Source organism: Serratia sp. BNK-17, from assembly GCF_048684935.1.
GTDB classification, from domain to species: Bacteria; Pseudomonadota; Gammaproteobacteria; order Enterobacterales; family Enterobacteriaceae; genus Serratia; species Serratia nematodiphila.
The window spans coordinates 653,841-680,292 of sequence record NZ_JBLQTR010000001.1; the positions used below are offsets into that span (position 1 = coordinate 653,841).

Genomic DNA, 26,452 nt, shown 5'->3' on the forward strand with positions numbered 1-26,452 from the left:
CGCGTTGCCGCGGCCAGAGCGTAAAAAAACCAATGCTTAGCGATAAATTTCCGCATTGCCGCGCCAGTTGCTGGAATCCCCGGGGGTGTCCAGACCGATAATGCGATAATGGCTGGCGCCGTCCGCCGCGGCTTTTTCTTTAAGGGCGGTGATGGCATCATGCGGTGAGCCGCTAATGCCGGAAACCGACACGACGCCGATGCTTTGCAGATTGGCGGCCTGCTCGCTGTTGACCTGTTTCACCGACGACAGCGGCGCGGCGAAAGTGGAGAAAGAAGCGGCGGCGATCAATACGGCTGCGATGCTTGGGATGAGTTTCATGATTGACTCCAGGTGTTCTTGTTTATTAGCTCGTGGTCAGTGATGTTAATTATCCGCTAGCCAATGAAAACGGACGTCATGCAACGTAAAGAACATCAATCATTGTGAGGAGAATAAGGAGGAAGTAAGAGCGGGTGTGTATTTTCAGGCGGGAATGACTTTATAGACCTCACCTTACCCCTATTTGATGAACAATTAAAGACGGTGCGAGATAAAGCATGCGCGCCGCGTCTATTTAAGATTTTTTACCCGCCGGAGCGCGCTGAGCTACGCTGATTTTGTGGCTTACCCTTTTAAGGAAGAACGCTTATGTCGCAAAACCTGCTGCGCGTGCGTGACGGTCAGGGCGCTTCGGTCTCATTTTCCGAGCTGCTGTTCGATCTGATCTACGTTTTCGCCGTGACCCAACTTTCCCACTATCTGTTGCATCACCTGACGCTGACCGGCGCGCTGGAAACCCTGCTGCTGTGGTTTGCCGTCTGGCTGGCCTGGCAATACACCGCCTGGGTCACCAACTGGTTCAATCCGGATACCCGCCAGATCCGCCTGCTGCTGTTCGCGATCATGCTGCTGGGGCTGTTCGCCGCCGCCGCGCTGCCGCAGGCGTTTGGCGAGCGCGGCCTGATCTTCGCGCTGTTTTATGTCGCTATTCAGGTCGGCCGCTCCGCCACGGTATTGCGCCTGCTGGCGCCTGGCCACCCATTGAAACAAAACTTTCGCCGCATCCTCGGCTGGCTGTGCATCTCCGCCGTCTTCTGGATCGCCGGCGGGCTGGCGGAAGGCCATACTCGCCTGGCGCTGTGGGCGATCGCCGTCTTGTGCGAATACGTCTCGCCGATGTTCGGTTTTCGCCTGCCGGTGCTGGGGCGCTCGGACAGCAGCAGCGAATGGACCATCGAAGGCCACCATCTGGCGGAGCGCTGCCAGCTGTTCGTGATCGTGGCGCTGGGGGAAACCATTCTGATCACCGGCGCCACCCTGAGCGAAATGGAAAGCTGGAGCCTGCCGGTGCTCATCGCTTCGCTGGTGGCCTTTCTCGGCAGCCTGGCGATGTGGTGGGTTTACTTCGACACCAGCAGCAAAGCCGGCAGCCACGCCATCAGCCAGGCGGAAAACCCCGGCCAGCTGGGCGCTTATTTCCACTACGTGCACGTCGCGCTGGTGGGTGCCATCATCGTCTGCGCCGTGGCCAACGAGCTGGTGATCGCCCATCCTGACGGCCGCATCCAACACGCCACGGCGGCGGTGCTGCTGCTCGGCCCGGCGATTTACCTGTTCGCCAACGCGCTGTATAAACGGTTGGTGTATCGCCGCTTCCCGCTGTCGCACCTGGTTGGGCTGCTGGCGCTGGCGGTATTGGCCCCCGCCGCCTATTTAACCGATCTGCTGATGGTCAATGGCCTGACGACGCTGATCATGGTGGTGGTGGCGGTGTGGGAGAGCATCTCGCGCGGCAGAGCGCCGCAGCGGCACGCGGAGACCTGAAGCAAACGGGGGCGTCACCGCCCCCGCTGTGAGATTGATGACAAACCTCATGCCATTGCCGGGTTTGCAGAGAGCAGCGGATAAAAAAACAAGGAAAATCAATTTATTGATTTTCGGCTGATGGCCACAAAGGAGGAAAAACCACGTTTTTTCCTCCTTTTTCAACGGTCTGACGGGGGCGCTGTCGCCCCTTCTCGATCACTTCAAGGGTTGCGGCAAGGTGAGCACCCAGAGCTCACTCAGCGACTCCGGCTGCTCCAGAGGGCGCAATTCGATACGGGCATCGGTCTTGTCGCCGTCGAGGCTCAACCGCCCTCCTTTCTCCAGCTGGTAGTCACCGATTTTTTTGCTCTTTGGCGACGCATCCACCAGCTTCGCCTGCAAGCCGAAATCGTTGTCATTGATCACCGCCAGCGTGCGATCGTCGATCAGCGCCAACCCTTCCGCTTTCTCCTGGCGCCAGCCCAACTGGCGCAGATCCGCCACTTCCCGTTTCTGCGCCAGCTTCACGCCGCGTTTAGCCAGCTCTTGCGCATCGTCGAACTCCAGCGCTTTACCCTGGCCGTCAAACGTACTCAGATCGCTGGCCTGCGCGAGATCCACCAGATAGATCTTGTTGATCATCGTCTTATCTTTATCGGTTCCCTGTTCAATCAACAGGATGCGCTGGTTGTCCAACGCCACGATATCGCCAATCTTGGCGTCTTTGGCTTTTTTATAGCGGTCGATATCGATGGGATAGCCATACATCGCAGTTTTGCCACTGCGCGGATCGAAGCTCACCAGCCGGGTAAACTGCGCCTTGTTTTTGCTTTTACCATCAACATCCAGCGTGCTCTGCACCGCCGCCAGAATGCGTCCATCCGGCATCCGGGTCAGCCCCTCAAAACCGCGGTTAGGCTGGCGCCACTTCAGGATGTTCGGCAAACCGCTCGCCACCGCCTGCTCGCCGGCCTGCGGCGTTGGGCCATATTTGGCGAGAATTTTGCCTTTGTCGTCGACATGGATCAGAAACGGGCCATACTCGTCACACAGCCAATATCCGCCGTTGCCGTCACCGATGATACCTTCGGTATCCAACCCACGGCGATCACCGGACAGCGGTTGCAGCGCGTCGTTCAACGCCACTTCGTTCGTGGAACCAATCAGCTCGCTCGGCAGCGGCAGCCCGCTAATCGGCCCTTTTTCGTCATGCAAGGGCCGCGCATTCTCGGCCACGGCCTTGCCGCCGCCGATACGAATGTCCATCAACAGAGGCGTGAATTGCGGATTGGCGAAAATCTTGGCTTCTTGCTTGCCCACCGCAGGAGCATCAGCATTCGGGCCGCGATCGGTCAGCGTCGTCAGCACCAGATCGTCGCCCTGCTTGCGATTGAACGACAGCCCTGAGCCGATCCCCACCGGCAACCCCTGCGGGAAATGCTTGGCAAACGCCCCCTGATAGGCGACGCGTTCCCCGCCGGGGAAGCCGACCACATAACGCGCCACCTCAATATCTGCAGCGTAGGTGAATACCGGAAACAGCGAAGCCAACAGCAGGGAGAGCGATTTTATTCTCATGTTTTTTACCCGAGGTTGAATGAAGCGTTATCAGGCAGAAGAAGATATTAATTTAGCATGACACTTAGATGACAACAGGCGCTTCGTCAAATGTAAAACAAGCAATAAGGTTGGCTGGCAAATAGAAATTAGCAATTAACCTGAGCGTATTGAATGGATAAAACCGCTGGAAAAAACCACCCGAAAATAGCCCGCCATTTTGCTTAGGGTAAATTCTTATAGCAAAGATAAAAAAATCGGCAAACGCGCGTCGGCACGTGGAAAAACGGTGTTTTTCTCATAGACAAAATAAAATACCGGGGATTTAATACCGCCGTTATTCAAGGTGCATTAAGAAAATTCTATAGAATATCTGCATGAACTCAAAAAGCTGTTCTATAGTTTTTAGTGCTAACGCCCGTTAGTCTATTCCGCAGGATGGAATCTATGTCAAAGCGACTTTTTGCTGAATTTTTTGGCACATTTTGGTTGGTGTTTGGTGGTTGTGGTAGCGCAGTATTGGCAGCGGCATTCCCACAGCTGGGTATTGGTTTCCTCGGCGTCGCGCTCGCTTTCGGTCTGACCGTGGTGACGATGGCCTATGCCGTCGGCCATATTTCCGGCGGGCATTTTAACCCGGCCGTCACCGTCGGCTTATTCGCCGGCGGCCGTTTCGCGGCGAAAGACGTTATTCCTTACGTTATCGCTCAGGTCATCGGCGGTATCGCCGCAGCGGCGGTGCTGTATTTGATCGCCAGCGGCAAAGCCGGTTTCGACGCCACCGCAGGCGGCTTCGCCTCCAACGGTTACGGCGAACACTCACCGGGCGGTTATTCTCTGCAAGCCGCGATCGTGATTGAGCTGGTACTGACCGCCTTCTTCCTGATCGTTATTCACGGCGTGACCGACAAGCGCGCGCCGGCAGGCTTTGCCCCGCTGGCGATCGGCCTGACGCTGACGCTGATCCACCTGATCAGCATCCCGGTGACCAATACCTCCGTCAACCCGGCGCGCAGCACCGGCGTAGCGATCTTCCAGGGCACCTGGGCGCTGCAGCAGCTGTGGGTCTTCTGGCTGGTGCCGCTGGTCGGCGGCATTATCGGCGGCCTGATCTACCGCTGCCTGCTGGAAGACAAAAAATAAGCGTATCGCAGTCAATCGCGTTTCACGGGGCAGCCTTCATCGGCTGCCCCGTTGCTTTCAGCCCTTCGTCACTTCAAACATCATGATGTCGCTGGTAAAGGAGCCGTCCGGCTGAATGGCGAAATGCGCCGCCACCTCTTCCGACACGCTTTGCTGCAGCGCGCGGATCGCGGTGACGAAATGCGCCGGCGTGCGCATACGCGCCACCCAACTGCCGAACTCCAGCATCAATCGATCCGCCGTCACTTCGCGTACCATCAGCCCGGCCTCGGTCAGTAACGTCAGCCACTCGCCCGGCGCATAGTTGCGCACGTGCGAGGTGTCGCGCAGCACTTCCACGGTTTGCAGGTAGATATCCAGCAGCGGATACCCCGGCGAGACCACGTCCATAAAGATCGCGCTGCCGCCCGGTTTGAGTACCCGCCTGACCTCGCGCAGCGCCTGGCCGACGTCGTGCCAGTGGTGCGCCGAATAGCGGCTGATGACCAGATCGAAGCTGGCGTCTTCAAACGGTAAAGACTCCGCCACGCCCTGCTGCTGCTGAATGTTATTCAGGCCTTTTTCCGCCGCCGCCTGCTTCACCACCGCCAACATTTGCGCCGACAGATCGTAGGCCACCACCTGCGCTACCCTGGCAGCCGCCGTGAAGCTGGCATGCCCGGCGCCGCAGCCCAGATCGAGCAGGCGCGCGCCGGCGTGCGGTTCCAGTAACTGTGCAAGGCGTTGCAAATCCTTGCCCTGCGCGTGTACCGCGCTGGTTAAGTAGGCGTTGGCCTGCTCGCCGAACTGCCGGTCTACCGCGTTTTTATGGCTGTTGCTGATGCTCATGTTTGCTCCCGTTATTATCCGGCTTGCGCCTGTGCCTGAAGGCTTTCGGCTACTATAATCAGGCTACTATACGGGTACAATATGAGCAGTTATCCTGGTATAAATAGGTACCACGCTATGTCATCAGAAGCCTTATCCGGGCCAAAGGCCCTCGGCGCGTTCCTGCGGGCGCACCGCGAACGCATCACGCCGGAAATGCTCGGCCTGCCCAGCTCCTCGCGCCGTCGCACCAGCGGCCTGCGGCGCGAAGAGCTGGCGCAAATCAGCGGCATCAGCGCCACCTGGTATACCTGGATCGAACAGGGCCGCGAGGTATCCATTTCCCCCTATACGCTGGCACGCATCGCCAAGGCGCTGCGGCTCGGCCCGGCCGAACGCCATTACCTGTTTACCCTGGCGCGCGTCGCCGACCCCGAGCAGGAAACACACCGCGAAACCGCCAACGACGCGGTGCTGCAAAGCGTGCACCAGATGACGGTGCCCTGCTACCTGCTGGACGTGACCTGGAATGTCGTCGCCTGGAACCCGCAGGCGGCGGCGCTGTTCAGCGGCTGGCTGGATGTGGCCAACAGCCCCAACCTGCTGCACTTCATGTTCTTCCACCCGTTGGCGAAAACGCTGGTCAGCGATTGGGAAGAGCGCGCGCGCCGCGTGGTGGCCGAGTTTCGCGCCGAGACCAGCCATCATCAAAATACCGAAGAGATGCGCGCCTTCGTGCGCAACATGACGCACAACAGCGCAGACTTTAATCACTGGTGGAAGCAACATGACGTCATGGCGCGCGAAGGCGGCGAACGCGCGTTCGAGCATTCTCGGCAAGGCGCACTGCGCTATCGCCAACTGACCTTCCACCCGGCAGAGCACGCCGGTCTGAAGCTGGTGATGCTGATCCCGCTGCCGCAATTGGTAACAAATTCATAGGCAAGTTTACCCGCCATTTATTTATAGGTTCATGTAAACGCGCTAGGGTGATTGATACCGATGATAATTATCATCCAGCACCGTTATTTATCTCCTGAGGTACTCCTATGCAATCCGAAGAACAACGCCTTATCGATGGTCTGTTTGGCCGCCTGAAAGAAGCCGAGACCAAGACGGGCCCACGGGATCTCCAGGCAGAGCAGCAAATCAACCAGCATATTCGCGAGCAGCCTTCCGCCCCTTATTACATGGCGCAGGCGATGATCATTCAGGAAGCGGCGCTCAAGCAGATGGATCAGCGGGTCAAAGAGCTGGAGGCCCAGGTGGCGCAGCTGCAGCAAACCGCCAACGGCCAGCAGAGCAGCGGCGGCTTCCTGGCCGGTCTGTTCGGCGGCGGCAGCCGCACGCCAAGCCCGCGTGAACAGTATCAGGCGCAGCAGCAAAATACGGCGGCCTGGAACAACGCGCAGCAGGGGGGCTACGCGCAGCAGCAGCCTGCCTATGCCCCACCGCAGCAGGCGGCGCCCTCACGCGCCGGCGGCTTCCTGGGAGGCGCCTTGCAAACGGCGGCGGGCGTCGCCGGCGGCGTGGTGTTGGCCGACATGCTGACCGGCATGTTCCGCCATTCGCAGCCACAGGAAATCGTAAATATTATCGAGGAAACCCCGGCGCCGCTGGACGACAGCGCAATGCGCAATTTCGACGCCTCCAACAACCTTGATACCTTCAACAACGGCGATGGTGGCAGCTTCCTGAACCAGGACAACGGCTTCCAGAACGCCAGCTATCAGGACGACACGGATTACGCCGACGACGATTACAGCGACGACGACGACTCCTTCCTGTAATTCCCTTCGCCCCCTCTCACCCGCAGAGGGGGATTCCCCGTTTCACCAATCTGGTCTACAGTGAACACTGTTCATTTATCCAGCCGGGAGAAACGATGATGAGCCTTACTCCTTCAGACCCTTTTTTCAGCGAACGTCTGCAGATGCGCCCGCCGGTGATGGCGGATCTCGAACGCTTCTACGCCATCTTCGGCGATCCGCAAACCCAGCGTTTCAATCCCGCCGGCCCGCTCACCAGCAAAGCGCAGGCTATCTCGGCGCTGCAAGAGAGAATTTCCGGGTGGCAACAACACGGTTACGGTTCCTGGGCGATCGCCCTGCGCGAACGGCCGGATTGGATCATCGGCTTTGGCGGATTGTCCTGGAAACCGCTCGGCGCACAGCGCACCGTGAACCTCGGCTATCGATTCGATACTCGCGTCTGGGGCATGGGGTTGGCCACCGAGATGGCGCGGGCTTCGCTGCAATATGGTTTTGTCGGATTGGCGATGGAGGAAATTTCCGCCATTGTGCGCGCGGAGAATCAGGCGTCGTGGCGAGTGCTGGAAAAGATCGGCATGCGGCGGGTGGATACGCTGGATGACGTGCCCGGCGCAGCGCCGAGCCTGGTGTATACACTAAAGCGCGGCGACTATCAGGGCTGATCGTCGCTGATTCTGGCCAATGCCATGCGATAAGATTTGACCTTCTTACGCTTTTTCAGCCAGGTGGTGGTCGACACTATGAACACCGCGCCCGACATCGCCAACACGCCGGTCGGGTGGCCGTAAAACACCATCAAGGCAAAGTACACGGCGGAAACGATCGCCACCCATTTCGCCGTATTGCCCATGTCGTTTTTCTCCTGGGTCAAACGGCGAATGCGCTCTTCTTCACTGATTCCCATACGCGCTCCTTGTTGGTTGAATGTTCCATTATATGGAGCTGGAGTGCTGATATTTCAAGCGGTTGGATGGTAAAGAAGCGTAAAGCTCAGGCCGGCGGCTCCCGCCGCCGAGACAGATAGCGCCCGGGCTGATCGGCACCCGGCAGGCCGCTGCTGTCGTTGCGGCCAAACAGCCGGTAGCGATTGCCGGCAACCGCATCATAGACCTTGTCCGCCAGCCGCGGTGGCAGGCAACGCCCCAGCGCCAGCGCGCGGTATGGCCAAGCCAATTGGCGCAGCGCCTGAAACAACGCCGCCGAGCGCAGCCAATAGCGCCCCTGCTCAACATAGACCACGGAATCGAAACGATCGGTCGGCAACCCCAACGCCAGCAGGATCGCCTGCCCTTCGACGGATTGCACCGTTGCCAACAGAATACGCCGCTGCCGATCGGCGCGAATAAGGTATCTCACCAGCCCGTGACACAGATTGCATTCGCCGTCGAACAACAGCACGCGATCGCCGGGCTGGAGATAAGGCAGCTGTGATAAAGGGGTCATCCCGCCTCCCGAAAAACGCTCTCCTTAGCCTAACGCGCCTGGCGCGCCCAGGCCAGAGCGGGATGACAGGGCCCGTTAAGGCGCAGGCGGTGCGTCAGGCACGGCCACCACCGCGATGCGCACTTCATAGTGTTTGGCGCTGCCCGCCGGGATCACCGCCGTCAGTTTGTTGATGGTTTCCACCGGATTGTCGCTGGCCGAGGTGGCGCAGAACAGCTCGCCGCCGTGGCAGAACCCCGGCTTGGGCGGGTGCCCGCCCGGGAAAGGCGGCATGCGCATCGGCGCATCCATCAAAGGCGGCAACGCGTTGGCCGCAGGCTTCTCAGGCGCCGACATCGCGCTCGCGCTGAACAATAGCGCCATGCCCATGCAGGGCAGCGCCAGGATCTTGATTGCTTGTTTCATTGAATTAGCCTCATTTGCCGGGTTCGGGATTACGCTACCCCGCCCCCGGCCAATGAGAAAGCCGCTTTTCGCTACCTTTTCGCCCCGCTGCGCTTTGCTTACATCCCGCGTCTAACGTGATGAAAGGCGAAAGGTTGAGTAAAGGGCCGTCGCGTTACTTACCGTTGGTCAGCGTGTTGTAGCTGGTCATCAGATTGCGGTAGTCCGGAATATGGTTGGAGAACAGCGTGCCCAGGCCTTCGATGTCGTTGCGCCAGTCGCGGTGCAGTTCGCAGGCGACGCCGAACCAGGTCATCAACTGTGCGCCGGCGGCTTCCATGCGGCTCCAGGCCGACTGACGGGTCAGTTCATTGAAGGTGCCGGAGGCGTCGGTCACCACAAACACTTCGAACCCTTCATTGAGCGCAGACAGCGCCGGGAATGCCACGCACACTTCGGTCACCACGCCGGCAATGATCAGCTGCTTGCGGCCGGTGGCTTTTACCGCTTTGACGAAGTCGTCGTTGTCCCAGGCGTTGATCTGGCCAGGACGCGGAATGAAGGGGGCATCGGGGAATTGGGCTTTCAGTTCCGGCACCAGCGGGCCGTTGGGGCCGTTTTCAAAACTGGTGGTCAGAATGGTCGGCAGGTTGAAATACTTCGCTAAATCACCCAGCGCCAGCACGTTGTTTTTAAACCGATCGGGATCGATGTCGCGCACCAGCGAAAGCAGCCCTGCCTGATGATCCACCAGCAATACGGCGGCCTGATCTTTGTCGAGGCGTTTGTAATTTGCAGTCATGGTTTTACTCCTGTGGGGTTTGATGTTGCGGATGAAATGCCCCGCCGGTGTGGCGGGGCGTTGAGGTTTAAGTGTGGCATCTGGAACCGAGAACACTTCCCGCCCCAGATGCCAAGGTTCAACCGGCGCTCGCTTCGGCGTTCATGCTGCCGAACTTGCCGCTGTTGAAATCGCGGAACGCCTGCTGGATTTCCGCTTCGCTGTTCATGACGAACGGGCCGTAGCCGACGATAGGCTCATCGATCGGTTCGCCGCTCAGCACCAACAGCGCGACGTCGTTGTTGGCTTCGATAGTGATCGAATCCCCCGCCCGGTCGAAACGCACCATCTGGGTTTCACGCACCACATCTTCGCCGTTAACCAGGATCGCGCCGTGCAGCATCACCAGCGCCAGCGTATGGCCTTCTTTCACCGTCAGCGTGGTGGTATGGCCGGCATTCAGCTTCATATCCCACACGTTGAGCGGGCTGAAAGTGCGCGCCGGGCCGGCATGGCCGCCGAAGTCACCGGCGATCACCCGCACCTGCCCTGCGCCGTCCGCCAGCGGGACCACCGGAATATCGGCGTTCAGCAGCGTCTGGTAACCCGGCTCGGCCATTTTGTCCTTGGCCGGCAGGTTGACCCACAACTGCACCATTTCCATGGTGCCGCCGTTGCGCGAGAAGTCCCGCGAATGGAACTCTTCGTGCAGGATGCCGGAGGCGGCGGTCATCCACTGGACGTCGCCGGGGCCAATCACCCCGCCGCTGCCGGTCGAGTCGCGGTGTTCCACTTCGCCCTGATAGACGATGGTCACCGTTTCAAACCCGCGATGCGGGTGCTGACCCACGCCACGGGTGCCGGAGGCGGAACGGAATTTGGTCGGCGCCGCGTGATCCAGCAGCAGGAACGGGCTCATTTCCGCCCCCAAATCGTTATAAGAGAACAGCGAATTCACCAGGAAACCGTTACCGACCCAGTGTGCTTCCGGGCTGTTGTGAATACCGAGGATTTTTTTCATCTTGAACTCCCGTTTCAGACCTCACGGCCTTAAGTTGATGTCAGAAGTTTAATCCGCCGGGGTTTGCTGCAGTAGTAGGCAAGATGTACACTCAGCGTTCTACTGATAGAACGATAAGGGATACGATGCTGACCGATCTGAACGATCTGTTTTTCTTCGCCAGCGTGGTCGATCACCAGGGATTCGCCCCCGCCGGCCGGGCGCTGGGCATTCCCAAATCCAAACTCAGCCGCCGCGTGGCGCTGCTGGAGGAGCGGTTGGGCGTGCGCCTGATCCAGCGCTCGACGCGGCGCTTCTCGGTGACCGAGGTCGGCCAAACCTATTACGCGCACTGCAAGGCGATGCTGGTGGAAGCGGAAGCGGCGCAGCAGGCGATCGAGCAGACGCGCGCCGAGCCCTGCGGCACGGTGCGCATGTCCTGCCCGGTGGCGATCCTGCACACCCGCGTCGGCAGCATGGTGGCGGCCTTTATGGCCGATTATCCCAAGGTGACGGTGCATCTGGAGGCCACCAATCGCCGGGTGGACGTGGTGGGGGAAGGCTTGGATCTAGCGATCCGGGTGCGGCCGCCGCCGCTGGAGGACAGCGATCTGGTGCTGAAGATCCTGGCGCAGCGCACCTGGTGCGTCGCCGCCAGCCCGGCGCTGGTGCGCACCCTCGGGCCGGCGCACACGCCGGAAGACTTGCGTAAATACCCGACGCTCGATCTCGGCCCGGCGCGCGGTCAGCACCAATGGCGGCTGACCGGCCCACAGGGTGAACGGGTGGAGTGGGAGCACACGCCGCGGCTGGTCACCGACGACATGCTGATGCTGCGCACCGCCGCCATCGCCGGCGCCGGCATCGTACAACTGCCGGCGATGATGATGCGCGACGACATGCTGCGCGGCGAGCTGGTGCAACTGTTGCCGGGCTGGCAGCCGCAGGGCGGCGTGGTGCATGCGGTTTACCCGTCGCGCCGCGGCCTGCTACCGGCGGTGCGGCTGCTGCTCGACTATCTGGGCGAGCAGTTCGCCAGCATTGAAGAAGAGTGATCAGGCGGTGATTTCGATCGCGTTGCCGTCTGGATCGCGAATGACGGCCTCGTAGAAGCCGTCGCCGGTCCAGCGCGGCGCGGACAGCAAAATGCCCTCCTGCTGCGCGCGCTGCGCCAACCGATCGACCTGCCGCTCATCCCCCAGCGACAGCGCGATGTGCGCCCAACCGACCCGCTCCTCCTGTTCCTGCGCCGGCAGCAACGTCGGCACGCGCATGATCTCCAGCGACGGCCCGGCCGCCAGGCTGACGAAGCGGGAAACGAACCCCGGCCGGTTGCGGCTGACATACTCCTCCCCCGCGGCACCATTGAAATAACGCTGCCAAAATGCCAGCTGCGCGTCGATGTCACGGGTCCACAGAGCAACATGGGCTATTTTCATCATCATTCTCCGGTCGGTAAATCGCTGTGCCAAACCTGGCCGCCGCCCTGCGCCACCTGCAGCTCAAGCTGCGGGTGCGCGCCGCGCGCCGTCACCAGATGATCCACCCGCCCGGCGGGCAGGAAGGGGTAAGGGGCGTAGGTATTGAGCTTGTCGCGGGTGCACAGCACCGCCACGCTGCCGGCGCGCGTCAACAGCCGCTTTTTGAAGGTGGCGTCCTGGTAGCTCAGCGCGGAGAAGCCGCCGGCCGGGTCGTAGGCGCAGATGCCGGTAAACACCAAATCGAAATGGAAACCGTCGATCTCTTCCGCGGCCTTGGCGTCCACGCAGCCGCCGACCTGCGCATCCAACTCGCCGCCGATCAGGATGGTGCGGATCCCCGGCCGCTCCAGCATTTTGCCGGCGATGCTCAATGCATTGGTCACCACCGTCAAACGCCGGTCGCGCGGCAACAGATCCGCCAGATACAGGTGGGTGCTGCCGGCGTCGAGGAAGATCAGCTGTTCTTCACCGATCACCCCCAGCGCGGTCTGCGCCAGCGCCAGCTTCTCGTCACCGCTGAGCGCAATGCGCGTCGCAACGGGGCCTTCGGCCGGCGTCGGCGCTAACGCGCCGCCATAGATGCGTTTACACAGGTTCTGCGCCGCCAGCTGGCGCAGATCGCGGCGGATGGTCGCTTCGGTGGTGTTCAGCCGCTGCGCCATCTCCAGGGCCAGCACCCGCCCCTGTTGGCGGAGCGTGTCAAGAATGGCCTGGTGACGCTCATTCGGTAACAGTTTGGACATCATTTCAATCCGGTGACGCTAAAGTGATCACAAATGTACACAAACAAACACAAACGTACAATGCAGAGCGGAAGAAAAATCGCCGGGCAGGATTTTCGCCTGCGGGATGTTGGCTATACTGAGGCAAGCGAAGTTACCGCAGACGTAACGGCTTGGACGCTAAGGGAAAACGATGTTATTGACGATCGCAAGGTGGCTGTTTCAACTCCCCGGGAAGCTGTTCGGGCTGATTTTCAAAAATCGCCTGAGGATATTTTTGTTCTTCATGCTGGTCGCCGTTGGGGTGCTCGGCGCCAAGCGCTATCTGCGCGCCCACCAATATGACGACGAGTTCAGTCTCGCCGCCCCCGCCGATTACAATCGCGCCATCAAGCGCGAAATGCCGCTGCGGGAGGCGCGCGAACAGTGCGGCGGGCCGCTGCATGACAATGCCGGGCAGCCGTGGCCCGCTTCAGCGGGTTATCTGCATCAGCCAACGCGGCTGCCCGCATCCGGCCTGCATCGGCTGACGTTGGATAATCAGGGCAACGATTTCGCGGTGCTGGTCAAGCTGGAAACGCCAGCGGCGCCGCAACAGCTGGCGGAAGTCTTTATTCCGCCCGCCGGCAGCTTCGAGGTGAAAATCAATGCGAACGCGGAACACGTGATGAAAATCAAGAATATCAAGACCGGCTGCATGTTCCGCTCCCGGCCGTTCAACCTGGATAAACAGCGTGATTGGCGCATGCCGCTGACGCTGCAGAAGGACGGCAGCCTGCAGCTGCAGCCGATAGGCGATCGCCAATTCTGATCGAGCGCCGGGCAGCAGAGCCGGCGCCGCATAGGGTTACTTTTTCACCGGATGATCGCGGCGGAACAGTTCCCAGCTTTCAATTTCCTGCCCACTCGGCAAGGTACAGGTAGAATACTGGCCTGCCGCATTCTCTTTGGCGTTCAGCTTGCCGCCGATTTGGGTGCAGTACACGTCGGCCGGGTTCGCCATGCCGATCGGTTTCACCTGCGGCGGTGGCGGCGCATCGTTGGATTTCACGGAACACCCCTGCAACATCGTCATCCCTGCCAGCAGGGAAAGCATCAACGTTTTTTTCATTTTTCCAGCTTATGCAAAATACCCACGGCGGAACGCTCCGCCGTGGGTTGATCATGAAATAAAGGATTTGCCCTGTTTCAGCACCAGATCGCAGGCTTTCTGTTTCACCTTCTCGGTGATCTGCGAGGTGCCCAGGCTGTTCAGATCCAGGCTCTTGCCTTCACCGGTCTGCAGCAAGCCGCCCAGGCCCTGCTGATAATCCTGGCTCTTGGCGTTTTCGGTGCTGGTGATGCCCAGCTTGCTGAGCAGCTGATCTTTCACCCCTTCGGCACCGTTAGCCGACAGCACGTTGTTTTTCACGCAGTACTGCAGGATACCGGCGGCATTGGTCATGCTGCTGGAGCTCAACGCCTTGTCGCCGCCGTTCAGCAGGCCGGTCAACGAGGAGAGCGACATGCCGCCGCTGCTGTCGCCGCCCGACTTGCTCAGTTCGCCCGCCGCGCTGCTGAGGGAATCCATCAGCCCGGCGGCCTGGGTGGCGCCGCTGGCCAGGGTCGCGGACAGCGCCAAAGCCAGCAATAAACGATGTTTGGTGATCATAGTGGTGAAACTCCTGTCATAACGGCATGCAATCGGCGCAGCGCGCCGGGATACCTCTCCGACGCCGCCTGCGGCGACAAGTTCCTTTTATCTCGCCACCGCGCCGTTTTTCGGAATTCAGGAAGTTTAGAACTGCCAGCGCAGCCAGGCGAAGAACACGTTGCCGTTGTTATAGGTGCCGGGAATGTAGGTCGCCTGGAACGTCAGCCGCTGATAGCCGATAGAGGCCAGCGGCAGCGGCGCCGGGATAGGGATGTAATTCCAGTTGTCGCGCGCGGTGACGCTGGCGGTGAAGCCCAGCCCCAGGCGGAAATCCTTGTCATCCAGCGGGCGCCAGATCTTCTCGTAGGCATAGCCGCCGATCGGCTCCCATTTGTTGAAGGAATCCTTGAACGCCATGATGTAGATGCCGTGCCAGTCACCGTCGCTGTCGTAGCGGGAGATGCCGTAACCGGCGCCCCACGGGCGTTCGTTGTACTTATCGATATGCTCATCATCATAAGTCCAACGGTTGTGCCAGGTGATGGCCGGGATATAGAGATCGTGGTTAGGCGAGTTGTTCCAGGTCTCCGCCACGTTATCGGTAAAACGCTGCCATAGACCCGGTTTTTCAGCCTGCGCGGTATTGCCACTTTCTGTACCAACCTCAGCGTAAGAAGGCAGTGCAGGAAATATCAACGCCAGAGAACACGCCAAAAGGGTCCGTTTTAGAAACATCGTAAAGCTCCTGTAAAAATACGGCCGCAGATTTTTACCGATAGCCCAGGCAAGATCAAGCTGTATCTAATTTATCCAACGCCCGTTGTGCTTTGGTTAAGTTTAGCACCGGAAAATTCCCGATAACTTTTAACAGGCTGCACCGGCCTGCGTATGCTATCGCCTTTCGGGCGGCAAAGCCGTGGGAAAAATCCACTTTGTCGCACGCTACTCGCGAGCAAGATGCTTGACCAACACATCGACATCGAGACGGTTCACAAACTCCAGGGAATACGAGGAATAGAGGCCGAACAGGCGGTTTTGGTGCCCGACCACCACCAGATCGATGCCGGCCTGGTGAATAAAATCGCTGACGTCCTTAAAGCGCCGGATAGTGACGATTTCCTTGACCGCAACCGGCACATCGACGGCGCTCACCAACCGGCTCAGCATCGCCTTGGCGGCGATCACCTCCTGCGCCTGGCGATCCTTGATTAACGCATCGCTGCCGTACTCCAGCTCCGCGTAGTCGGCGTTAAGATGGCCGACGGTGAGGGCGATGGGCTTACCGCGCACCATCGCCGCCGTTTGACGCAGCAACGGCAACCCATCACGCTCGTTATGAATCAGCACCAGAATATGTCGATAGCCTTTCATCACACGCCCCCCTCTCAGGCCAGCACCGCTGGGACATGAGCCCCTCTGGTAGGTATACGCCATCCGTGCGCACGTAGAGAAAAGTTTACGTATCACTTCCCACAGAATGTGATGACCGCCACGTTATATTCGCGCCCGTGACGGCGTATTTTAACGCCGGCCCGACGTGGCGCGCATCGCCGCCCCCGTAAAGCAAAGCTGACGGAAACCGACGAATAAAAAACGATCGTTGTTAATTTTTTGTTTTTAATTGGTTGCAGGATAGTTTCTTGAAATAAGCGTGCGGCGGATCACCAAAATCCCCCTTTACGTCAGCGTCGGTTTTTCTTTCTCAGACTCACAGCCGGGTGCCGCCAGGTAGGATTTAACGCGGCATCAAAAGTACCGGGTAACTCCCCCTGCGTCATGATAAATGCCAACGCGGCGCCGTTTTTCTGCCGATATGCCGTCAACGAAAAATACCGCCCCGCCCTAATGCACAATAGCCACACTATTTATGGACAAACCCATCGCGTAAAGCGCCGAATACAAACCGCCTCTTCCTCGGCCGCTCCTCCTATCTTGAACAAGCCGACACTTTAAATAACTGTTAATGCTAACGACACAACATCGCCAGCAATTTATTTTTGCTGATTTTCGCCTGACAAAATAAAGATAAATAATCCGGAGCAATCAATGAAAATAACTATCGGGTCATTCATTCTGCAACAGCTTCACGCCCTGAACGTCGATCGTATTTACGGCGTGCCCGGCGACTATAACCTCAGCCTGCTGGAGCTGTTGGAAAGCGACGAACGGCTGGCGTTTGTCGGCAACTGCAATGAATTGAACGCCTCCTACGCCGCCGACGGCTACGCACGGATGAAAGGCGCCGGCGCGCTGATCGTCACCTACGGCGTCGGCGATCTGGCCGCGCTGTCCGGCATCGCCGGCGCCTATGCCGAATCTTCGCCGGTGGTCTGCATCGCCGGCACGCCGCCGCTGCACGCGATGAAGAATCATCAGCTATTGCACCATACCCTGGGCGACGGCAATTTCGACAACGTCATGAACTGCTTTAAACAATTCACCGTCGCTCAGGCTCTTATCACGCCGGAAAATGCCGCGCAGGAAATTCCACGCGTTATTTCTCGCGCCTGGATAGAGAAGAAACCGGTGTATTTACAGCTGCCATCTGATATTTGCGACGTCGAAATTGAAATCACCGCAGCCGCAGCAGCGCCGCAATTGCCGGCGAGCGATAAATACAATGTGCAATTGGCGGCAATGGCGCTGTTAACCAAAATAAAACGCGCGCAGCGCCCGATCATATTGGTCGACCAAATGGTGGATCGCTATCAGCTGCAGCAGCAGGTTATCGAGGTCGCTCACCGCTTCGCCATACCGCTGACCAATATGCCAACCGCCAAATGCATTATCCCGGAAAACACTGCCGGCTGGATGGGCGGCTACAGCGGCAACCTGTCGCGCCCCGAATTGTATGAACGCATGGCCCACTCAGACTGCGTGCTGAGTTTCGGCGTGCGTCTGGTGGACTCCACCACCGGCTATTTCTCGCAGCAAATTCCCGCCGCCGCTCAGGTGGATATTCAGCCGTTCTCGATGACGTTGGACAACACCTCCTACCCGGCGGTAGCGACGGCGGATCTGCTGCAGGCGCTGCTGGATCTGAGCGAAGACGCGCCGGCGCAGCTTTTATCACCGCTGGCCGATCCGCGTGACAAGCTGGCGACGCCGAGCGACGCGCCTATCGACCAGGCCTATCTGTGGCGGCGGATCCAACGCTTCATCCAGGCGGAGGATGTGGTGGTGGTGGAAAACGGCACCTCGGGCGCGGCCATCGGCGGCATGCGCATGCCGGGCGGCGTCAAGGTGGTCAACCAACCGATTTGGGGCTCGATCGGTTATACCCTGCCGGCGCTGCTCGGCACCCTGATGGCGGCCCCTGAGCGCCGTCACCTGCTGTTCATCGGCGACGGCTCCTTCCAGCTTACCGCGCAGGAAGTGTCCACCCTGCTGCGCTGCGAACAAAAGCCGATCATCTTCCTGATCAACAACGACGGTTACACTATCGAACGCTATATCCTCGGCGAAAACTCGTCCTACAATGACATCAGCCCGTGGGACTACGCCAAACTGCCGGCGGTATTGAATACCCAGGCGCAGCCGTTCAGCGTAGCGGTGGAAACCACACAACAGCTGGAAATGGCCCTGGAACACGCCTCACGGCAGGATCGGCTGGCGTTTATCGAGGTGAAAGTGCCGATGATGGACACGCCGCCGGTGATGAAAGAGTTCTGTAACCGCTGCAACAGCTTTAACTTCGGCCTGACCAACCCGCGCCGCAGTGCCTGAGGCGCGATGATCGCGCCGCCGGTGGTTCAGGCCACCGGCGGCGTTTTTCATACCGTTACCCGCCGGCGCGCGCCATGCAGCGCTGCCGGCGTTCATCCACCCGCTTGGCGAACCAGGCGGTGGTCAGCTTGCGGGTGATTTTCGGGCTTTCCAGCTGAATACCCGGCAGCATCTCACGCGGCAGCTTGCCGCCCGCCAACGCATAGACCTTCTTATACAGGTCGGTATCGGCAAAGTCAGCCGTATCGCCTTTCTCAAGCGCCCGGCGAATGGCGCTGTCGCTCATGTTCAGGCGCTTGCCGAGCGTACGCACCGCCAGCTCGGTCGAGCCGGGCTTGTCGCTGCTGAAATCGATCAGATCGCCGTCCAGCGCCAGCGGAATGGCGCTCGCCCGGCTGACCGCGTTTTGGAACGCCGCGTTGCGGCTGGCGTACCAGCCGGCGTTGAAGTCGGCAAAGCGGTAAATCGGCCGGCTGTAATCGGCCGGGTACCCCAGCAAATGCATAATGCCGAAGTACATGCCGCCGCGCCGGCTGAAAACTTCGCGGCGAATCGAGCCGTCGACCGGATAAGGATAGCCTTTGGCGTGCGCCTCGGCGAAGGCGATGCTCACCTGCATCGGGCCGCCGGTATGTACCGGGTTCAAATGGCCGAACAGCTTCTGTCCCATCGGCACGCGGTCGATCATGTCATCGAAGATATCGCTCAGATCCTTCTCCGTGCGCACCTTATCCAGACGCTCACTGTAGCTCTGGCCGTTCGACGACGAGATCTTCAACGCGGTATGCACCAAAAAGTTCGGGATGTGCATCTGATCGGCACGGCGGTCGATCTCTTTCCAGGCGATCTTCGGCAGCCCCGGCACCTGCGGGTTAGCCTGGAACGTCGACTCTTGTTCGGTCACCGCCAGCACCGAACACAGGTTCTCATCGCTCGGTTCAATACCCTGCGCGGCGAAGGCGGCGGTAATATCGGTGGCCCAGCCCTGGCGATCGCCGGCGTTGGCCGGGATCAGCGTCATCAGTCGGGCTTTGACGTCGGCGGGGCGCGCCGCCGGCGCCGTGGTGGTGGTTTTGCTGGTACAGCCCGCCAGCGCCAGCAGCGCGGCCAGGCTCAGCAAACGGGAGGGCATCGGGTGGAATAAACGAGATATCGGCATCTTTTCCCTGAACGTGATGACATGAACAGCACTGAAATTAGCCCAGCCGCCGCGCACAATCCAGTATAAAGATTTCGCCGCGCCTTTCCGTCAGGCCGCTATGTTCAAACGATCGATAAAGATGTATTTTATATGCATCATATAAATCACTTTGTTTGCCCAGCCAGAGGAGCCCCCTATGGAGCAACAGCTGCTTTGCTATAAAACCCTGCCGGAATGGAACAGCGACACACTGCCGGAAGCCTTTCGCCAGCGCCACAACACCCAGAGCGGCACCTGGGCGAAGCTCACCGTGCTGAGCGGCAACCTGACGTTCGCCATGATGACCGAAGACGGCGCTACCACCGAGACCTGGCAGTTTAGCCCCGAAAGCCAGCCGCCGTTTATCGAACCGCAGCAGTGGCATCGCATCGTTTCCTTCTCGGACGACATGACCTGCCGGCTGGCGTTCTACTGCACGCCGGAAGATTACTACCACAAGAAATACGAACTGACGCGCACCCACTCCGAAGTGATCGAGGCGGCGGCGCGCATCGCACCGGGCAAGGCGCTGGATCTGGGCTGCGGCGGCGGCCGCAATTCGCTCTATCTCAATCTGAAAGGTTTCGACGTCACCGCCTGGGACAAGCACGCGCCGTCGATAGCTCGCCTCAATCAGATCATCGACGCCGAGCAGCTGACCCGCCTGAGCGCCGGGGTGCAGGATCTCAATACTCACCGCTTCAGCGGCGAGTACGACTTCATCCTGTCCACCGTGGTGTTGATGTTCCTCGAGCGCCAGCAGATCCCGTATATCGTGCAAAACATGCAGGACAGCACCGTGCCCGGCGGCCATAATCTGATCGTGGCGGCGATGGATACCGAAGATTATCCCTGCCCGCTGCCGTTCCCGTTCACCTTCAAGCCGGGCGAGCTGAAGCACTATTACCGCGACTGGCAGATCCTCAAATACAACGAGGACGTCGGGCAACTGCACAAGACCGACGCCGCCGGCAACCGCATCTCGCTGCGCTTCGCCACCCTGCTGGCGCGCAAGCTATAACGCGTCGTGAAAGATCACCCCTAGCGTGTGGCGTTGGCCGGTGCGTATCCGGCTGACGCCGTGGCGCAGATTGACCCGATAGTAGCCTCTCGCCCCCGCCACCGGCCGATGATGCACCGCGAACACCACCGCGTCGCCCTGCTGCAAGGGCACCACCTCCGGCCGGCTCTGCATCCGCGGCCGCTGCTCGGTCAGCACAAACTCGCCGCCGGTGAAATCCCGTTCAGGGGCGGAGAGCAAAAACGCTACCTGCAGCGGAAACACCCGTTCGCCGTACAGATCCTGATGCAGGCAGTTGTAATCCCCCTCCGTGTAACGCAACAGCAGCGGCGTTGGCCGCCGCTGGCCGGCCTGATGGCATTCAGTCAGGTAGGCCTCGTGTTCGGCGGGATAACGCGCCGCCAGACCCAGCATGGCGTTCCAGCGATTGGCCAACGGCGCCAACCGCGCGTACAGCAGGCCGCGCGCTTCGGCCACCGGGGGCGGTAACGGATACGCAAAATACTGGTACTCGCCGCGACCAAAACCGTGCCGCGCCATGACAATGCGGCTGCGGAAGTGCTCGCCATGCGGATAAAGCGCCGCCAATTGCCGGCACAGCTCGGCGCTGAGCACGCCCGGCAGGCGCGCGCCCCCCTGCGCATCAAGTTCGCGTTCGATCGCCGCCCAGTCCAATTCGGCCAACCGCGCCGCCAGCGCGCCGCTCATCGCTGCGCCTCCTTTTCCAGCAAGGCTTTCTTGCGCTCGACGCCCCAGCGATAACCGGACAAGGCGCCGTCGTTGCGCACCACCCGGTGACAGGGGATTGCCACCGCCAGCACGTTGGCGGCGCAGGCGCCGGCCACCGCGCGCACCGCTTTCGGCGCGCCGATGCGCCGGGCGATATCGGCATAGCTGACGGTTTCGCCGACCGGTATCGCCTGCAGCGCCCGCCAGACCCGCTGTTGAAACGCAGTGCCGCGAATATCCAGCGGCAGCGCCAGCCCGCTCTCCGGCGCTTCGATCAGGCCCACCACCTGCGCCATCAGCGCTTCATACTGCGCGTCACCGCCGATCAGCTCGGCGTTGGGGAATTTATCCTGCAGATCCTGCACCAGCTGCTGCGCATCGTCCCCCAGCAGAATGGCGCAAATGCCCACCTCGCTCTGCGCCGCCAGGATCTCGCCCAACGAACAGCGCCCGACGGCGAAATGGATGCGCATGCCTTTGCCACCCGCCCGGTAGGCCTTCGGCGTCATGCCCAGCGCGGCGTTGGCTTGCTGGTAGAAGCGGCCGTTGGCGCCATAGCCGGCGTCGAAGATCGCGTCGGTCACCGTCTCCTGCTGCGAAAGACCGGTGCGCAAGCGCTGGCTACGCTGCGCGTCGGCGTAGCCTTTCGGCGTCAGGCCGGTGATCGCTTTGAACAGCCGGTGGAAATGGTATTGGCTCAACCCGACGTGGCGCGCCAGCGTCTGCAGCGACGGCGCTTTCTCCGCCCGTTCGATATAGCGGCAGGCCTCGGCTATCTGCCGCGCATGCTGCTCTGTCAACGGCGTCAGCCCCTGGCGGCAGCGTTTGCAGGGCCGATAACCCGCCGCCTCCGCCTGTTCCGCATCGTCGAACAGCTCCACGTTTTGCCGATTCGGCTGGCGTGACGGGCAGGAAGGCGAGCAATACACGCCGGTGGTTTTCACCGCGTAGATAAAGCGGCCGTCGGCGTGCTTGTCGCGGCTGACGATCGCCAGCCAGCGCGGATCGGCGCTGTCGATTACGTTTTTCATCATCCGTTCCTCACTGCGGTTTCGATGTTAACCAGCATAGTGACGGGCCGTTGGCGAAACACGCCGACTCTTGCTTTTTAATTCGACGCCGACGTTTTCAACAATCTTTCGACAATTTTTAACCAACAACATGAAGTTTATTACGTTGCCAACCCGCTTGCACGGCGTTAGGATCGCGGCCGGCCACGGGCGTGGCCAGTGTTTTTGCCTGTTAGTTGCGCGCATGGAGAGGTTATTGTGTTAGAGAGTTTTGGCGTCCTGAATTTATGGACCTATTTGGCCGGGGTGGTCTTCATCATCATTCTGCCGGGGCCGAATACGCTGTACGTGCTGAAAACCGGCATATCGCGCGGCGTGCGCGCCGGCTACACCGCGGCGCTGGGCGTGTTTATCGGCGATGCGATCCTGATCTTCTGCGCCTATATCGGCGTGGCGTCGCTGATCCGCACCACGCCGTTCCTGTTTACCCTGGTGCGTTTTCTCGGCGCGATTTACCTGCTGTTCCTCGGCGCAAAAATCCTCTACGCCACCTTCGTGCAGAAGGCGCAGGCGCAACAGCAGCAAATTGAAGGCGGCCACAGCATTCTGCGCAAGTCGCTGACGCTGAGCCTGACCAACCCGAAAGCCATTCTGTTTTACGTGTCGTTCTTCGTGCAGTTCATCGACTTCAACTACGCGCACACCGGGCTGTCGTTCACCATTCTGGCGCTGATCCTCGAAGCCGTCAGCTTTATCTACATGAGCACGCTGATCTTCTCCGGCGCGATGCTGGCGCATTTCTTCAACCACAAGAAAGGCCTGGCGAAGCTCGGCAACGGCCTGATCGGCCTGCTGTTCCTCGGTTTCGCCACCCGTCTGGCGACCCTGAGCTCGTGATCCTTTCCGGCCGGCGCCCGCCGGCCGCGGTTTACTCTCCCGTCACGGCAAAATGACACGCAGGACAAACCGAATGTCAGGCAGACCAAAGCCGCCGCTTTCCCGCTGATCTAGACTCTCAGGGTTAACGATAACCTGATGAGCCTGATCGGAGGATGTATGTCTGACAATACCGTAGCCGTGCTGGATAGCGTGTCGCGTTTTCTCGATCGTCAGCATGGGCTGTATATCGACGGCCAGTGGCGCGCGTCCGCCGCGGAAGGCCGCCTGGCGGTGTACAACCCCGCCAATGGGCAGCAGATCGCCACCACCGCCGACGCCAATGAACACGACGTCGCGCTGGCGGTGCAGTCCGCCCACAAAGCCTTCAGCGAAGGCGTCTGGGCGCAGCGTCTGCCGGTAGAGCGTGAACGCATCCTGCTGCGCTTCGCCGATCTGGTGGAGCAGCACGCCGAAGAGCTGGCGCAGCTCGAAACCCTTGAGCAGGGCAAATCCATCAACATCGCCCGCGCCTTCGAAGTCGGCAGCACCCTGAACTGGATGCGCTACACCGCCGGGCTGGCGACCAAAATCACCGGCCAGACGCTGGATGTCTCCATTCCGATGCCACCGGGCGCCAAATATCAGGTTTATACCCGCAAAGAGCCGATCGGCGTGGTCGCCGGCATCGTGCCCTGGAACTTCCCACTGATGATCGGCATGTGGAAAGTGATGCCGGCGCTGGCCGCGGGCTGCTCCATCGTCATCAAGCCGTCGGAAACCACCCCGCTCACCCTGCTGCGCATGGCCGAACTGGCGAGCGAAGCCGGCGTGCCGCCGGGCGCATTCAACGTGGTCACCGGCCGCGGCACCGTGTGCGGCAAGGCGCTGACCGAACATCCGCTGATCGCCAAAGTCAGCTTTACCGGCTCCACGCCGGTGGGCAAAAGCATCGCGCGCGCGGCGGCGGATCGCCTGACCCGCGTGACGCTGGAGCTGGGCGGCAAAAACCCGGCCATCGTGCTGAAAGATGCCGATCCGCAGCAGGTGATCGAAGGCCTGATGCTCGGCAGCTTCCTCAACCAGGGGCAGGTGTGTGCCGCCAGCTCGCGAATCTATATCGAAGCGCCGATTTATGATCGGTTGGTGGCCGGATTCGAACAGGCGGTGAAATCGCTGTCGGTCGGGCCGGGGATGGATACCGGCGCGCAAATCAACCCGCTGGTGTCGCTCGCGCACCGCAACAAGGTGGCGGCCTATCTGGACGATGCCCGGGCGAAAAACGCCGAGCTTATCGGCGGCGCGGCCGGGCCGGACGCCAACGGCTTCTACATTCCGCCGACCCTGGTGATCAACCCGGACGATCGGCTGAACCTGACGCGCGAAGAAGTGTTCGGCCCGGTGGTCAACCTGATCCGGGTGGCGAGCGCCGAAGAAGCGCTGAGCAAGGCCAACGACACCGACTTCGGGCTGACCGCCAGCCTGTGGACCACCAGCCTGCAGCAGGCGATGGCGCTGACGCCGCGCATTCAGGCCGGCACCGTGTGGGTCAACACCCATACGCTGATCGACCCGAACATGCCGTTCGGCGGGTTCAAACAGTCGGGCAGCGGCCGTGATTTCGGCCCGGATTGGCTGGATGCCTACACCGAAACCAAATCGGTCTGCATCCGCTATTGAGTGAAGCGGCGCGGGCCTGGCCCGCGCCCTGACTTACTGATACTGCCGGCGATACTCGCTCGGCGACATGCCGAAACGCTGCTTGAAAGCGGTCGAGAAATGGCTGTGATCGGCGAAGCCCCAGTCGAGGCCAACTCCGGCCAGCTTTTCTTGCCCGGCGGCGCTGCGCAGCGCCTGCGCGCACAGATCCAGCCTGCGGTTCCTGATGTACTGGGCCACCACCAGCCCCTGGCGGGCGAACAGCCGATACAGACTGCGCAGCGACACCCCCAACTCGGCCGCCACCCACTCAGGGCGCAGCTGCGCCGACTGAATATGCCTGTCGATCAACACCAGCGCCTTGTCGAAGACCGGTTGTTGCCCCTCCGGACGCGCCTGTTCGAGCGCCAACGCCGGGCGCAGCAGCGCCGCCAGCGCATTCAGCACCGCCTCGCTTTCCGCCGCGGCGAGCTGAGGATCCTGCATGCTGCTCAGCACCAGCTGGCGGCTGAGGCGCACCGCGCTGAGCTCGGCCCCGAGACGCTGCGCACCAGGCGGCGGCAGCGGCAGGCAGCCGCGCGGCAACAACAGGGAGATTTGGCGCGAATCGCGCTGGAAGGTGAAGCTGCTGGGCCGTGAGGCATCGATCAGCGTCATGTCGCCGGGGGAGAGCAGCGTTTGGCGATCGCCCTGCTCCATCAACGCACTGCCGCGCAGCTGGATGACGGTGAAAAAGTGCGCGCCGTCGCTGCGGGCGATCTCACGCGGCGTGCGGTACAACCGGGCCTGGGACACGTCGACCACGCTCAGGCGCAGGGCATGGGCGCGAAACTCCTGCATCGCCCCGCGAAAGCCGGGCCCCAACGTTTTCGCGCAGAATCGGCCGCAGGCGGTGTTGATTTTCCCCAGCCACTCTTCGAAGCCGACGTCCCGGAGCGTTGCCAATGCCGTCATGATCTCTCCCTTCAAACAGCAGCGGAGCTGCGCCGTTGAACAGAAAAACACCATAACAATCCGTTAACACACAATCAATGGCGAGCGGGGGATTTGGCGCCGCGATCACAGATCACCGGGCGCCGGGGAGGCATCGCCTTAAGGCTGCGTATCCAACAGATGGCGCACCACTGCCGCGTACTCTTTGGCGTAACCTTCGACGCTGGTGCTGGCCATGCCGGCATTATCTATCTTGTATTTGCCTGCCACGTAGAACGACGGGGTGCCGCGCACCTCGAACGCTTTCACCGCTTCGTTCTGCTTGGCGATCAATCCTTTGACCAGCAGGCTGTGGCGCGCGTTTTCGTAGGTGGCGGCATCGATGCCGGCCGCCGTGAACACCCGCTGAATATCCTCGGCGCCGTTGACGGCGCGCTGTTTCTGCACCGCGTCAAACATCGCCCCTTCAATCTTGTCTTCCACGCCCAGCACCGTCGCCACCGCCCAGGCCTCGGTCAGCTCATTGCCCAGCTTGCCCATCAGGCTGACGTGATATTTGGTGACTTTCTCGCCGGCGGGCAGCGCCTGCGCGACGGTGCTGCCTACGCGGTAGGTTTCGGCGAACTGATAGCAAGGGCCGCAGTAGAAGGAGAAAAATTCCACCACCGCCGGCGCGGCGGCCACCGGCTTATCCAGCCGGGTATATTGCTCGCCCGCACGGTAATCCGCGGCCTGCACTGCGGGCAGCGCCAACATCAATACGACGGCGGCGGCGAACGAACGCTTAACTTTTGCCAACATAAACAC

Annotated in this window: 30 protein-coding genes; 11 read left to right on the top strand and 19 right to left on the bottom strand. The window is 60.6% G+C overall.

What is annotated here, in order from left to right; genetic code table 11:
* Positions 1-36: 36 nt before the first annotated feature.
* On the bottom strand, positions 37-321 hold the full coding sequence (locus tag ACMGF7_RS03230) for a YdgH/BhsA/McbA-like domain containing protein (protein WP_004940519.1): 285 nt from the start codon (positions 319-321) through the stop codon (positions 37-39).
* Positions 322-630: 309 nt separating this feature from the next.
* On the opposite strand from ACMGF7_RS03230, the gene ACMGF7_RS03235 reads away from it, so the two are divergent.
* Positions 631-1,806, top strand: coding sequence for a low temperature requirement protein A (locus ACMGF7_RS03235; RefSeq protein ID WP_033634036.1), 1,176 nt, complete (start codon positions 631-633; stop codon positions 1,804-1,806).
* 198 nt (positions 1,807-2,004) lie between these two features.
* Here the strand turns inward: ACMGF7_RS03235 and ACMGF7_RS03240 are convergent, their stop codons facing one another.
* On the bottom strand, positions 2,005-3,366 hold the full coding sequence (locus ACMGF7_RS03240; RefSeq protein WP_015376802.1) for an esterase-like activity of phytase family protein: 1,362 nt from the start codon (positions 3,364-3,366) through the stop codon (positions 2,005-2,007).
* 426 nt (positions 3,367-3,792) lie between these two features.
* Here ACMGF7_RS03240 and aqpZ point away from each other — a divergent pair, with 426 nt between their 5' ends.
* Positions 3,793-4,488, top strand: coding sequence for an aquaporin Z (gene aqpZ, locus ACMGF7_RS03245; RefSeq protein ID WP_004940529.1), 696 nt, complete (start codon positions 3,793-3,795; stop codon positions 4,486-4,488).
* Between the two features lie 57 nt (positions 4,489-4,545).
* On the opposite strand, the gene ACMGF7_RS03250 is transcribed toward aqpZ, so the two are convergent.
* Complete coding sequence (locus ACMGF7_RS03250; protein ID WP_197763867.1) at positions 4,546-5,316, bottom strand: class I SAM-dependent methyltransferase; 771 nt, start codon at positions 5,314-5,316, stop codon at positions 4,546-4,548.
* Between the two features lie 117 nt (positions 5,317-5,433).
* Between ACMGF7_RS03250 and ACMGF7_RS03255 the strand changes: the two genes are divergently transcribed.
* The 3 genes from ACMGF7_RS03255 to ACMGF7_RS03265 all read left to right on the top strand — a co-directional run bounded on the left by ACMGF7_RS03255 (position 5,434) and on the right by ACMGF7_RS03265 (position 7,729).
* The gene (locus ACMGF7_RS03255; RefSeq protein ID WP_033641179.1) at positions 5,434-6,237 is read left to right on the top strand and encodes a helix-turn-helix transcriptional regulator; all 804 of its coding nucleotides are present in this window, start codon (positions 5,434-5,436) and stop codon (positions 6,235-6,237) included.
* 107 nt (positions 6,238-6,344) lie between these two features.
* Positions 6,345-7,085: a DUF2076 domain-containing protein gene (locus ACMGF7_RS03260; RefSeq protein WP_049242839.1), complete on the top strand. Its 741-nt coding sequence runs from the start codon at positions 6,345-6,347 to the stop codon at positions 7,083-7,085.
* A 95-nt stretch (positions 7,086-7,180) separates the two neighbouring features.
* Entirely contained in the window at positions 7,181-7,729 is a 549-nt protein-coding gene (locus ACMGF7_RS03265) for a GNAT family N-acetyltransferase (protein WP_420286352.1), read from the top strand.
* Here the strand turns inward: ACMGF7_RS03265 and ACMGF7_RS03270 are convergent.
* The 5 genes from ACMGF7_RS03270 to ACMGF7_RS03290 form a co-directional block, all read right to left on the bottom strand.
* Entirely contained in the window at positions 7,720-7,971 is a 252-nt protein-coding gene (locus ACMGF7_RS03270; protein WP_004928468.1) for a hypothetical protein, read from the bottom strand. The genes ACMGF7_RS03265 and ACMGF7_RS03270 overlap by 10 nt on opposite strands.
* A gap of 86 nt (positions 7,972-8,057) precedes the next feature.
* On the bottom strand, positions 8,058-8,510 hold the full coding sequence (locus ACMGF7_RS03275) for a thiol-disulfide oxidoreductase DCC family protein (RefSeq protein ID WP_420286353.1): 453 nt from the start codon (positions 8,508-8,510) through the stop codon (positions 8,058-8,060).
* 75 nt (positions 8,511-8,585) lie between these two features.
* A complete protein-coding gene (locus ACMGF7_RS03280) occupies positions 8,586-8,915 on the bottom strand; it encodes a hypothetical protein (RefSeq protein WP_004928474.1) in 330 nt (109 codons plus the stop codon).
* Between the two features lie 154 nt (positions 8,916-9,069).
* Complete coding sequence (ycaC, locus tag ACMGF7_RS03285; protein WP_004928476.1) at positions 9,070-9,696, bottom strand: isochorismate family cysteine hydrolase YcaC; 627 nt, start codon at positions 9,694-9,696, stop codon at positions 9,070-9,072.
* Positions 9,697-9,814: 118 nt separating this feature from the next.
* Complete coding sequence (locus tag ACMGF7_RS03290; RefSeq protein ID WP_015376795.1) at positions 9,815-10,696, bottom strand: pirin family protein; 882 nt, start codon at positions 10,694-10,696, stop codon at positions 9,815-9,817.
* Positions 10,697-10,821: 125 nt separating this feature from the next.
* On the opposite strand from ACMGF7_RS03290, the gene ACMGF7_RS03295 reads away from it, so the two are divergent.
* A complete protein-coding gene (locus tag ACMGF7_RS03295) occupies positions 10,822-11,730 on the top strand; it encodes a LysR family transcriptional regulator (protein WP_033634044.1) in 909 nt (302 codons plus the stop codon).
* On the opposite strand, the gene ACMGF7_RS03300 is transcribed toward ACMGF7_RS03295, so the two are convergent.
* Positions 11,731-12,114 (bottom strand): VOC family protein, encoded by a 384-nt coding sequence (locus ACMGF7_RS03300; RefSeq protein ID WP_015376793.1) that lies wholly within the window; start codon positions 12,112-12,114, stop codon positions 11,731-11,733. It lies immediately after the preceding gene.
* A gap of 2 nt (positions 12,115-12,116) precedes the next feature.
* On the bottom strand, positions 12,117-12,899 hold the full coding sequence (locus tag ACMGF7_RS03305; protein WP_016928923.1) for a DeoR/GlpR family DNA-binding transcription regulator: 783 nt from the start codon (positions 12,897-12,899) through the stop codon (positions 12,117-12,119).
* A 172-nt stretch (positions 12,900-13,071) separates the two neighbouring features.
* Between ACMGF7_RS03305 and ACMGF7_RS03310 the strand changes: the two genes are divergently transcribed.
* On the top strand, positions 13,072-13,689 hold the full coding sequence (locus tag ACMGF7_RS03310; RefSeq protein WP_015376791.1) for a hypothetical protein: 618 nt from the start codon (positions 13,072-13,074) through the stop codon (positions 13,687-13,689).
* 36 nt (positions 13,690-13,725) lie between these two features.
* Here the strand turns inward: ACMGF7_RS03310 and ACMGF7_RS03315 are convergent, their stop codons facing one another.
* The 4 genes from ACMGF7_RS03315 to ACMGF7_RS03330 form a co-directional block, all read right to left on the bottom strand.
* Positions 13,726-13,989: a DUF333 domain-containing protein gene (locus ACMGF7_RS03315; protein WP_004940597.1), complete on the bottom strand. Its 264-nt coding sequence runs from the start codon at positions 13,987-13,989 to the stop codon at positions 13,726-13,728.
* Positions 13,990-14,040: 51 nt separating this feature from the next.
* Positions 14,041-14,529 carry a DUF2501 domain-containing protein gene (locus ACMGF7_RS03320; protein WP_015376789.1) on the bottom strand — a complete coding sequence of 163 codons (489 nt, stop codon included), beginning with the start codon at positions 14,527-14,529 and terminating at the stop codon, positions 14,041-14,043.
* A gap of 126 nt (positions 14,530-14,655) precedes the next feature.
* Entirely contained in the window at positions 14,656-15,246 is a 591-nt protein-coding gene (gene pagP, locus ACMGF7_RS03325; protein ID WP_031300033.1) for a lipid IV(A) palmitoyltransferase PagP, read from the bottom strand.
* Positions 15,247-15,453: 207 nt separating this feature from the next.
* On the bottom strand, positions 15,454-15,882 hold the full coding sequence (locus ACMGF7_RS03330) for a universal stress protein (RefSeq protein ID WP_004940605.1): 429 nt from the start codon (positions 15,880-15,882) through the stop codon (positions 15,454-15,456).
* Positions 15,883-16,557: 675 nt separating this feature from the next.
* Between ACMGF7_RS03330 and ACMGF7_RS03335 the strand changes: the two genes are divergently transcribed.
* Positions 16,558-18,237, top strand: a complete 1,680-nt coding sequence (locus tag ACMGF7_RS03335) for an alpha-keto acid decarboxylase family protein (RefSeq protein WP_049242844.1) — start codon at positions 16,558-16,560, stop codon at positions 18,235-18,237.
* Between the two features lie 55 nt (positions 18,238-18,292).
* Here the strand turns inward: ACMGF7_RS03335 and ACMGF7_RS03340 are convergent, their stop codons facing one another.
* The gene (locus tag ACMGF7_RS03340; protein ID WP_420286354.1) at positions 18,293-19,396 is read right to left on the bottom strand and encodes a DUF1615 domain-containing protein; all 1,104 of its coding nucleotides are present in this window, start codon (positions 19,394-19,396) and stop codon (positions 18,293-18,295) included.
* A gap of 178 nt (positions 19,397-19,574) precedes the next feature.
* Here ACMGF7_RS03340 and tehB point away from each other — a divergent pair, with 178 nt between their 5' ends.
* Positions 19,575-20,438, top strand: coding sequence for an SAM-dependent methyltransferase TehB (tehB, locus tag ACMGF7_RS03345; RefSeq protein ID WP_049242848.1), 864 nt, complete (start codon positions 19,575-19,577; stop codon positions 20,436-20,438).
* Here the strand turns inward: tehB and ACMGF7_RS03350 are convergent.
* Both ACMGF7_RS03350 and ada read right to left on the bottom strand, forming a co-directional pair.
* Complete coding sequence (locus ACMGF7_RS03350) at positions 20,433-21,146, bottom strand: 2OG-Fe(II) oxygenase (RefSeq protein ID WP_164095449.1); 714 nt, start codon at positions 21,144-21,146, stop codon at positions 20,433-20,435. The two genes, tehB and ACMGF7_RS03350, sit on opposite strands and share 6 nt — an antisense overlap.
* Complete coding sequence (gene ada / locus ACMGF7_RS03355) at positions 21,143-22,198, bottom strand: bifunctional DNA-binding transcriptional regulator/O6-methylguanine-DNA methyltransferase Ada (RefSeq protein ID WP_049242853.1); 1,056 nt, start codon at positions 22,196-22,198, stop codon at positions 21,143-21,145. The genes ACMGF7_RS03350 and ada overlap by 4 nt, the downstream gene beginning before the upstream one ends.
* Positions 22,199-22,435: 237 nt before the next feature.
* On the opposite strand from ada, the gene leuE reads away from it, so the two are divergent.
* Both leuE and ACMGF7_RS03365 read left to right on the top strand, forming a co-directional pair.
* Entirely contained in the window at positions 22,436-23,074 is a 639-nt protein-coding gene (leuE, locus tag ACMGF7_RS03360) for a leucine efflux protein LeuE (RefSeq protein WP_004940625.1), read from the top strand.
* A 159-nt stretch (positions 23,075-23,233) separates the two neighbouring features.
* Positions 23,234-24,733 carry an aldehyde dehydrogenase family protein gene (locus tag ACMGF7_RS03365; RefSeq protein WP_049242855.1) on the top strand — a complete coding sequence of 500 codons (1,500 nt, stop codon included), beginning with the start codon at positions 23,234-23,236 and terminating at the stop codon, positions 24,731-24,733.
* 33 nt (positions 24,734-24,766) lie between these two features.
* On the opposite strand, the gene feaR is transcribed toward ACMGF7_RS03365, so the two are convergent.
* The gene (gene feaR / locus ACMGF7_RS03370) at positions 24,767-25,666 is read right to left on the bottom strand and encodes a transcriptional regulator FeaR (RefSeq protein ID WP_049242857.1); all 900 of its coding nucleotides are present in this window, start codon (positions 25,664-25,666) and stop codon (positions 24,767-24,769) included.
* Positions 25,667-25,804: 138 nt separating this feature from the next.
* Positions 25,805-26,446 (bottom strand): DsbA family protein, encoded by a 642-nt coding sequence (locus tag ACMGF7_RS03375; protein WP_197798681.1) that lies wholly within the window; start codon positions 26,444-26,446, stop codon positions 25,805-25,807.
* Between the last annotated feature and the right edge of the window lie 6 nt (positions 26,447-26,452).